The 1545-nt window shown below is 35.5% G+C and carries 1 protein-coding gene; it reads right to left on the bottom strand.

The window, feature by feature from the left end:
- Positions 1-60 precede the first annotated feature (60 nt).
- Positions 61-1487 (bottom strand): IS3 family transposase gene (locus L323_RS40950; protein ID WP_242835332.1). Its coding sequence is split into 2 segments (ribosomal slippage): positions 61-995 and positions 995-1487, totalling 1428 coding nucleotides; the frame shifts between segments, so codons are not numbered across the junction.
- Positions 1488-1545 lie beyond the last annotated feature (58 nt).

Raw genomic sequence — 1545 nt, 5'->3', positions numbered from 1 at the left:
GATGTGACCCCAATAAGTTAGACTTCATTGCGTAGTAGTTTTAACTGCTACGTAATTATTTTATGCAATCAAGAGACTGTTCCTGTATTCTACAGGACTCATCCATCCTAGCTTCTCTTTGATTCGTTTCTCATTATAATACTTTATGTATTTGTCTATTGTCTCTTTTAGTTGCTCATAGCTATAATAAACCACACCATAATACATCTCTTGTTTCATAATTCCAAAGAAGTTTTCCATTACAGAATTATCATGGCAGTTTCCTTTCCGGGACATACTTTGGAAGACTTTATTTTCTTTCAGCTTATAACTATAAGCCTTCATCTGGTAAGCCCATCCTTGATCTGAATGAAATGTACGCCTATATTTACAATCGCCTGTAATTTTTATGGCTTCATTTAGAGCATTCATTATATTCTCAGCAGATGGTCGTTGTGAAATACCATAACTAATTATTTCTCTATTGCACATATCCATAAATGGATCCAGATAGAGTTTCTTGATGATCATTCGTCCTTTATCATCTATATCATAATACTTAAATTCAGAGGTGTCTGTTGTAATCTTTTGGTGTGGAATATGAGTTTCAAACCTCCTGTGAATTTTATTAGGAGCAACCTTACCTACTTTGCCTTTATAAGAACTGTATTTACGGCTTTTTCTGGTAAAAGAAGTAACTTGAAGACCTAGCTTCTGAACAATTCGTTGAACACGTTTCTTGTTTACAATGAGTCCCTGTTTTCTTAATTCCCCATAAATCCGACGATATCCGAAATCTTTGTTTTCTTTTCTGATTTCAAGGACTCTTTGCTCAAGATCCTCATTTGGATTTTCTCTATCAAAGCGTTTTTGCCAGTACATATATGTTGCTTTTGGAAAACCCGTGAATGCGAGAATATCTTTTAGTTTGAAGTCTCCTCGGAGGCTGTGGATGATTCTCGCTGTTTTTTCAGAAGAGCTTCCTCCTCTAAACGCAGCCTCCTCAGTTCTTTTAAATAGGCATTCTCTATTTTTAATTTTAGTAATGTATTTTCAAGTTGTTTTACATGCTCAGCACTTGTATCTATTGGTTTACTATCAACCCGTTTTTTTGGGTGGAAGTTCTTAGATGATTCCATTGATTTCTTCCGTCCTTTCGGCTTTGGTCTCAAAGCATCAGGACCTGCGATTCTAAAATCATTTACCCATTTAGTAATCAAAGGAGGATTATTGATTCCAACTGATAAAGCTAGCTCCTGATACGAAACTTCTGTTGTTAAATATAACTCTACCACATGGAGCTTAAATTCAAAAGTATAAGCTTCATTTTTCCTTGAACGCATTAACCCCTCCGCACCGAAGGTCTGATATGCCTTAATCCATTTTAGGACCTGCTTATTATCACTGTTGCCTATACCATACTTCCTTGATAAATAGCCACTTCCTCCTTTACCCCGTAAATAATCTTGAACAACTTTCATCTTAAATTCAAAACTGTACTTTGCCATAAAAAAACTGACCTCCAATAAGTTAGATTTCTAGGTCTAACTTATTGGGGTCAGTTCA

Source organism: Ruminiclostridium papyrosolvens C7 (assembly GCF_000421965.1).
In the GTDB taxonomy this organism is placed as follows: domain Bacteria; phylum Bacillota; class Clostridia; order Acetivibrionales; family DSM-1351; genus Ruminiclostridium; species Ruminiclostridium papyrosolvens_A.
The sequence above is the reverse complement of the archived record's forward strand: the minus strand, read 5'-3'. Positions and strand labels throughout refer to the sequence as shown.